Source organism: Petrocella sp., from assembly GCF_059865615.1.
Genome location: NZ_JCBCDA010000019.1, coordinates 1 through 8,021, shown reverse-complemented (window position 1 = coordinate 8,021; position 8,021 = coordinate 1). Strand labels below are relative to the sequence as shown.

Here is an 8,021-nt window from a genome sequence, read left to right as displayed (position 1 = left end):
ATTGCCTCTGGTAGACTACGTGCCTTTAATGGAAAGCAATTCTATGTAGATTCATTGAATCCAGACACTGATGGCGATGGCCTCTTAGACGGAGAAGAGATTAAAGTAAAAGTAGCAAACAGTGGTTTTACATATTTGTTTTTTAGTTCCTATCCGGATAATGTGGATAGTGACGGAGATGGGATTAATGATTACGATGATAAAAATCCGTTAGTGCCCGCGATTATAGAAGGATATGTTGGCGTGCATCAAGTTAAACCGTTTAATTTTATACCTACAGGCAATTACCATACAAGTGTTCTTTTTTTTGTAAATGAAGATAGTAAGCACTATAATAATAATGTGTTCATTGAAAATTATGATAAAAATGGTTATTCGAATGAAAGAAGACTGAACCATGATAAAAAGGATGGTATTATGTACGCAACGATAGGGGCGGGTAGTGAAGGTAATCCTCTTGGAAACAAAGCGACGCTCATAAGTAGAACAAATAGAGAAAGAGATGTTATCTTAGACATAAAAGTGCAATATATCAAAATAGAACTGGATGACCTAACCATTGAGACGTTGCTGGAGTTAGAAAGTAATTATAGGAATAAAGAACCCAAGCTAAAATATAAATGGTCTCCGAAAGAGAAAACGGAATCATATAATTCCAATTCATTTGTAAATGGAATACTAAAAGCAGCGGGATTTGGTGATGTTCAAGAGCCTGAATATAAGGTTCCGGGTTGGGATAGACCGGTCCCCAAAGAAAACTTTTTACCTTAGTTGTTATAGTATTATGTATGATGAAAATGTTCGAAAGACCATTTGAAAACAGTTGAAGTAAATAATTGTATTTGGATTAATTGAATTGGATGAGGAGGGTGAAAAATGGTAAAGAAAATCCTAGTTATTCTACTGGTATTGATTCTAATAATAATTATTAGAATATTAAGTAATCCAATAGTAAAGTCTGAAGAAAAAATTGAAGAATATCTATTAAAGTCTATTCCTTATGGAAGTAGTATGGAAGATGTAATAAGCTACTTGGAAAAAAATAGGGAGTGGGAAATCCGGTATATTAATGAGGATAGAGGTGTTTTATATCGGGGAAAGAAAAGTAAGTATTATGTAAACTCTTCACGAGATCCAGTGATTGGTGTAAAGTCTATAAACATCTTCATGGGTGAATATATTTTAACAAGTGTAGAAGTTTTTTTTGCATTTGATGAGGACTCAAAGTTGATAGAAATTTGGGTTAGCAAGATGACGGATGTGCCATAAGGTTGTTCATAAGAAGTTGTAAAATAAAGTGTAAATAATCCAAAGCTATTTTTCAATAAATCCATAGTAGTTGTTCAGGGAAATACTGCTGATATGCTACCGAGGACTGCCCCTTTTAAAATCGTATCTGACTTAACACCTGGATTCCTGCTAACTCATAACGAGGTCGGCAGGAATCCAAGACTAAAAGGAAATCATGATATTTCAAGAGTGTGAACGCTATTGGTGGCTATGATATTAGTGATAAAGCTGGATTTATTAAAGACGAAATGTCAAGTATCCCTTCATACCTTAGGAAAACATCTTGATAACAAAAATAATACGAATATAGAAAAAACCAACTTCAATAAACAAGGGAGGTTAATATGATAAAAAACTGTTATTTTTCTTGACGAGGGTAGCTTTAATTCTTCTTTTAACACCATCTATTCCATTACATGCGTCGCCAACTTTTGCAATTGGTGATTATATTGAATTTGGTTCCTATTTAAACGAACCCATTCTTTGGCGAGTCATCCATCTTGATCATAATAGTAATCCTCTTCTTTATTCAGAACATATGTTATGTGCCAAGTCTTTTGATGCTGCAGTTAATAATCATGAAAATGAAGAAAGAAAAAAATATGGAAGCAATGAATGGGAGACCTCGACTATTCGTCAATGGTTAAATAGTGCGCACATTTTATGCACCCTATGATCAGGAGAAGGTTTTTTTGGCGGATGGGAATTTCACAACGGATGAAATCATTCCAACGACACATAAAACGCTACTTCCTACTATTGATAAGCATAAAAAAGAAGGTGGTACAGAACCACATATTTCTGTGGACTCTCCATATGGAGCGATAGCTCAAAACTATGAAAATGCATACTATAAGACTATAACAGATAAAGTGTTTTTTTTATCGGCATATGAGTTGCAGAATCTCGTAGTGGGTAGTCGTGCACATATAGATATCAATGGGGTTAGTCGATCACCAATAAGAGTAACACCTACCAAGTCTGCAGTTAAAGACCCTGCATTAACTAGTAATATATTATATTTCACACCAAGTCTAAGCTATTCTTATTGGCTTCGTACACCTCAATCTACTACAGAATACAGGGTGCTTCCAGCAAAGAGTTGCACAGTTTTGAATCATAGGGCTTATGAAAGGAAAGTAGTGGTGTTAGACCGGCATTATACTTAAATCAAAGTTCTATGATTATAAAATCAGGTTCAGGTACTCTAATTAAGCCCTATAAAGGTAATTGCAAAACGCTTTCTGAGAATTAGATACTAGAGCAGAAAACGGAGTTGTGGACAAAAATTTATATTTGAACTAATATTGTTATTAACATGCGATTAATGGTTCCATGCTCTAGAGGTATTTATAATTTTGTATCCTATCAGCAAGTATAACTGTGAGTAGCTGAGTAATTCCAGATAACAATAAGTCTGCATGTAATGTTTAGTATTTTGAGTTTTACGATTAGAGATACAAAAGCTTCAAGACCAGAAATATCAAAAATAGTTGAACAATTGGAATAAATTTCAGCAAAAGAAAGCTGGATATGTGCTAATATCTCGAGTTTTGAAGTAAAAACGGCGCAGCCCTTTCAAGTATTGGGATGCGCCATTTCTTCTATATAGCGTACAGGACTTAAAATTGCAAATGTCAAAATTTTAGTATCTTAATAAATGTTGTATCTGTTGCCGTGTTTGGTATTTGTTATCTAGTGTCATATTAAAGGCTTTGCTGCAGGCTTTAATGATCTCGTCATAGTAGGTGAATTGGTAGTTGTTTGTATCAAGCGGGACACAACAGTAGTTTTTTAATGAGTTAATGATTTTTCCGACAGGGTATTGGTTTTCAAGCTTTGTTTGCAGCAATCGAATAAGTATCAATGAGGTAAAACACGTTGTAAAGTGAGCATCTATATGGTCGTTTGTGCGGACAAAAACTGGTCTTGAACTAAACTCAGATTTTGAAATTTTAAATGTATCTTCAATACGAATCAAGCCACGGTATATTTCTCGAATTTCTATATCGGACATGTTCAGTTCACTGGTTACAATGGAATAATAGCCATCATATTTCTTTTCTTCTTCGATCTTCTCTAAATTCAAAGCCAATGATTTACCCTTAACTATCTCTCCAGTACTTTTGTCAAAGGCTATGTTAAGGACATATGAGGCTGAGCCAGCAGAAGTTACTTTGTCATATTTTTTTGGGTGACTAATCATATCTTTGGCTCGTTGAATCATAACTTCTCTATCAGCTTGCTGTTTCTTTGCATATTTTTCTGAGTAATAGACCATTTGTTTCTGATCGACAGAGACATCTTTTTTCAATGGATTTTTTCTTCCTGGTTTTGTCACATTTACGTGAAGTGTTTTGGGATAGATTCTTGATTTGTGTTTGAAGGCTATTTCTTCCCCATCATCATTAGTGATTTTATCAACACGATACCCAGCTGAGACAACCCATTCTTTAAAATCTGCATCAGCGCCTCTGATGGACTGGCCGTAGACATAACCGTCTCGTTGATTATAATCTCCTTTATTATCGCCGTTTAGATAGTAGATATTGTCTGAGGTATTTAATCCTCTGTCAGCTACAAAAATAATGCGACTATCTGAAAATTCATTTTTAATGCGGTTAATTATAGGACGCATATGGACCTTTTCGGATTCGTTTCCGGGGAACAAATCAAAAGCGAGAGGAATCCCATTTCTATCCATCAACAACCCCATTTCAACTATGGGATCAGGGCGATGGTTTTTTTCTGGTCCACGTTTTCTGTATTTCGTAGAAACAGGGTTGCCGTCCTTATCGACAGGATTTCCGTTATCATCCAGTGTGTCCATGTCTGACCGCCCAATATCAAAGTAATAATTCGTACAGTCAAAATAAGCTACTGACATATCTCTTGAACAAATATTTGAGGAACGATCATAAATCCATTTTTGAAGAGCTTCATTATTGTTGGAGATAATGTCTAGTGCGTGGTAGACATCGTCAAGCGAAAAATCTTTGAAGTCTTCAAAGAAGAAATTTCGGGCATCATAAGTTCCTTTCTTTGAGGATGGTCTTAGAATTCGTGAAAATACTAGTAAGCGAAAAATTTGGTTCACGCTAAATTCTATGGAAAGATTGCGTGTCTTCCAGTTCCAAAACTTGTCCAACTCTAATCTTTTATACAATTCTTTCAATACAACATAGCCAATGTTGCGAACATCGTTTGTATCTATTCCCATTTTTGTATGAGAGTCAATCTTAATGTTGATTGATTTTTCGGATTTTTTTTGTTCTGTCATCTCCAAGGCTTTTTGAGTGAAGAAAGCGATAGGATCGTCATGTTCAGATTTTAAAGATTCAAGGTATCCAAGACTCTGGATTGTACGAGTTCGGCTTTGCTTGCTGGAACTATCATAATAGCTTTCTTGAATGGCAAGGTAAATACCTTGTGGACGTTTGATTTTACGTAAGTACATAGGCTAAACCTCCTTGCCATCGAGACGATACTCGATAATCAAAGCATCGACTACAGCTTCCGTCTGTCGGCCTAACATATGGAAATGATGTTTAATGCCAGCGTAAACGGAACCATACCAAGTGAGGTCTTTGCTTATTTCTAATAGATAATGATTTCTGTGTTTGTTTTTATAGGCATCATCTGTATAGATAACATCATTTTCGTCACTGAAAACAAGACGATCAAAAATGCTTTCAACTGAATCTGTTAATACGATGGGGAATATATCTGAAGAAGACAAGAGAGCATAAATGGGTTGTATATAGGACAATGGAGTGATAGCGATAACTTTGTTGCCTTTATGAGAGATGAGAGCATTGATAACTTCGCAACGTATTCTATCGCGTTCGCGCAGTGTTCTATTTGTCACAAAATTTTCCAATGTAGTATTGAGATTCTTTTTAACTTCTTCATCAAAATCGTAAAAATCATAACTTAAACGTTGAGCAAGCAGCCTGCCAGCAACGGTTTTGCCCACATTTGAAACACCGAATAATAGTATGTTCATAAAGCGTCCTCCTCTGGAATATACTATTATTATAACATGTATCGCTATATTGCGCCATATATAAAACACAAAAAGTAGACAAGAAAATACCAGTAACCACCAGTAACCACAAGGGATTGCTGGATTGTTTTTAGATATTCACTTCAAAACTCAGGTGGGATACCAATATGGTCTTATATACTCAAAAAAGTAGAAAAGAAATTGAGCATATAAGACTATTAATATTTGAAAACAGATTGACAGTATATAAAATATGATGATATTATATCTTTAATGATAATTTAAAGGCAAACTTATCGAAAGATAAGGACGCAAAGCCAAAGGACCTTAAAGAAAGAGAAAAGGTAGCCGGTTGCATGAATCAAGGATGCTTCCTGGCTTTTTTTTGTATATTTATTGGATTCATACAAGTTAAGGAATGGGCTTAACCGATTGAATAAAGATAGTGTACCCTCCGCTATCAACATGGATTTTGTAAGAGGGGAACATGAGATAGGGGAGCGTAGATGAATAGACTTTAATGGGACACTTGGTCTACTCGGAGCTAATAGTGTAACCGACCTTCTTAGAATCCAACAAATTTTAAGAGGAGAAAAAGAAAATGAAAAGAATGAAGAGAGTTTTAGCAATTGTTTTGTGTTTTACAATTCTTTTGCAAGTTGCACACATCAGTGCTTTTGCAGAGACAAACCCAAATCATCCTGACATTATAGGGCATTGGGCAGAAAAAGAAATTAAGGAATTAATTGACAAAGAAGTTGTAGAGGGTACTCAAATTGACAATATTTATTACATAATGCCTGAAAAAATGATAACAAGGGCAGAGTTTATAACGCTTGTACTCAGGGCACTCTATTCAGAATCGGAATTAGTGGATTTAACATCGGAAGTAAGCAGTGATGTAGCGTACTCTGATATATTGAATCATTGGGGCAAAGACAATATCCTAATAGGAAAGTCATTAGGTTTAATTGAAGGATATAAAGATGGCTCCTTTAAGCCAAGTGCCTATATTACCAGATCAGAAATTGTAACACTTATTATGCGAGTAGAAGGTTTTGAGAACATAGGCCAAGAAGTTTATAATTTTAATGATTTAGAATCTACCTTTTGGGCATATGAAGCCATCCAGCAAGCAGTTAATTTAGGATTAGTTCAAGGCTATCCAGATAAGCATTTTGCGATAAATGCGAATGCAAAAAGAGCTGAAGCCATGGTCATTATAAACAGATTATTAGAACTTTTTGATAAAGATATAGAGAATGATAAAGAGATAGAAGACCCCATAATCCCAGAAGGCATCATAAAAGAAGAAGATAAAACAACATCGAGTACAGGAGGCTCTTCATCCGGTGGAAGTACGAATGCTCTAACATATAAACTAGAAGTTGAAACGATAATAGGTGGAGAAGTTAACATAAGTATTGTAGGAAATCATGCACCTGGAGCAAGAGTAAATGTAAAAGTAGTACCAGAAAAATACTATAATTTTACGGAATGGGCATCAACTGGTGGAGGCTCTTTTGACGACAAAACTTCAAAAGAAACAACATTTACCATGCCAGCAAGCAATGTAACAATAAGCGCAATTTTGACCTTGGAATTTGATGAATATGGCGATGAAGATAATGATGGCCTTTTAAATATTTATGAAGTATTTTATGGTACAGATCCTTATAATCTGGATACAGATGGTGACGGCCTTACAGATTATTATGAAGTATATTACACAGGAACCAATCCTTTAGAAGTTGATTCGGATAATAATGGCATCTTAGATGGGGATGAGGACTTTGACGGAGATGGCCTAACCAATTTAGAAGAACAAGTATTAGGTACGAATCCATGGGATGTTGACACCGATGGAGATGGTCTTAGTGATTATGATGAGATGAATATTCATTCCACAAATCCATTACTGTATGATACGGATAATGATGGATTAAGTGATTCAAAAGAACTTGAAGTAGGAACGGATCCAACAAATCCGGATACAAATGGAAATGGAATCCTAGATGGCGATGAAATATTTTTAATAACAAAAACAGCCTCACAGGAAGAAACAGACCTTAGAGCGGTCCCTACAATAACGATGAATATACCAGGAAGACTGATAGATACTTTGTCTATACGAAAAGTATCCGGGGATAACTTTTATTTGCCGGAAGATATGCCGGGTTATGTTGGTGCGGGCTATGAATTTGATTTAGATGGAACTTTTGATTCAGCAGAGCTAACATTTGCCTTTAACAATGAGTTGCTTCAGAATCAAGAGTTTGAACCTGCAATCTATTATGTTGATGAAGTCAATCAAGAGATGATACTACTTGAGAATCAAACCCTAGATTCAGTAAATGGGACAATATCAGTTACAATCCAACATTTTTCCAAATATGTATTGTTAAATAAAAAAGCATTTGAAAAGGTTTGGGACAGTGAAATCAAACCACCGAGCCAAACGAATCAACCGACAAAAACAATAGCCATAGCGATGTCAATAGACTCATCTGGAAGTATGGGTTGGAATGATCCTTCCGGTATAAGGAAAGATGCAGCAAAAGCCTTTGTTGATCAATTAGGTGAAGAGGATGAGGCGGCGGTAATTGATTTTGATGGTAGTGCCAAATTGCTCTCAGGACTTACATCAGATAAAGAAGTATTACATGATGCGATTGATAGAATCGACAGTTCGGGAGGAACCGATATTGGAGCTGGCATAGGAATG

At 35.5% G+C, this 8,021-nt stretch carries 7 protein-coding genes and 2 riboswitches; of the genes, 5 read left to right on the top strand and 2 right to left on the bottom strand.

The window, feature by feature from the left end; all coding sequences use genetic code 11:
- The 4 genes from AC6F8J_RS02270 to AC6F8J_RS02255 form a co-directional block, all read left to right on the top strand.
- Nucleotides 1-771, top strand: a 771-nt coding sequence (locus AC6F8J_RS02270; protein ID WP_500720619.1) for a hypothetical protein, incomplete at its 5' end; no start/stop codon positions are given.
- 105 nt (nt 772-876) lie between these two features.
- Nucleotides 877-1,269 carry a hypothetical protein gene (locus AC6F8J_RS02265; protein ID WP_500720618.1) on the top strand — a complete coding sequence of 131 codons (393 nt, stop codon included), beginning with the start codon at nt 877-879 and terminating at the stop codon, nt 1,267-1,269.
- 388 nt (nt 1,270-1,657) lie between these two features.
- Nucleotides 1,658-1,966, top strand: a complete 309-nt coding sequence (locus AC6F8J_RS02260) for a hypothetical protein (protein WP_500720617.1) — start codon at nt 1,658-1,660, stop codon at nt 1,964-1,966.
- 16 nt (nt 1,967-1,982) lie between these two features.
- Entirely contained in the window at nt 1,983-2,459 is a 477-nt protein-coding gene (locus tag AC6F8J_RS02255) for a DUF6273 domain-containing protein (protein ID WP_500720616.1), read from the top strand.
- A gap of 476 nt (nt 2,460-2,935) precedes the next feature.
- On the opposite strand, the gene AC6F8J_RS02250 is transcribed toward AC6F8J_RS02255, so the two are convergent.
- Together AC6F8J_RS02250 and AC6F8J_RS02245 are read right to left on the bottom strand one after the other, a co-directional pair.
- On the bottom strand, nt 2,936-4,747 hold the full coding sequence (locus AC6F8J_RS02250) for an IS1634 family transposase (RefSeq protein WP_500720615.1): 1,812 nt from the start codon (nt 4,745-4,747) through the stop codon (nt 2,936-2,938).
- Between the two features lie 3 nt (nt 4,748-4,750).
- Nucleotides 4,751-5,296, bottom strand: coding sequence for a shikimate kinase (locus tag AC6F8J_RS02245; protein ID WP_500720614.1), 546 nt, complete (start codon nt 5,294-5,296; stop codon nt 4,751-4,753).
- Between the two features lie 276 nt (nt 5,297-5,572).
- Nucleotides 5,573-5,656, top strand: a riboswitch (cyclic di-GMP riboswitch).
- 127 nt (nt 5,657-5,783) lie between these two features.
- Nucleotides 5,784-5,867: riboswitch (cyclic di-GMP riboswitch) on the top strand.
- A 30-nt stretch (nt 5,868-5,897) separates the two neighbouring features.
- On the opposite strand from AC6F8J_RS02245, the gene AC6F8J_RS02240 reads away from it, so the two are divergent.
- Nucleotides 5,898-8,021: S-layer homology domain-containing protein (locus AC6F8J_RS02240; protein ID WP_500720613.1), on the top strand; the 2,124-nt coding region annotated here is incomplete at its 3' end.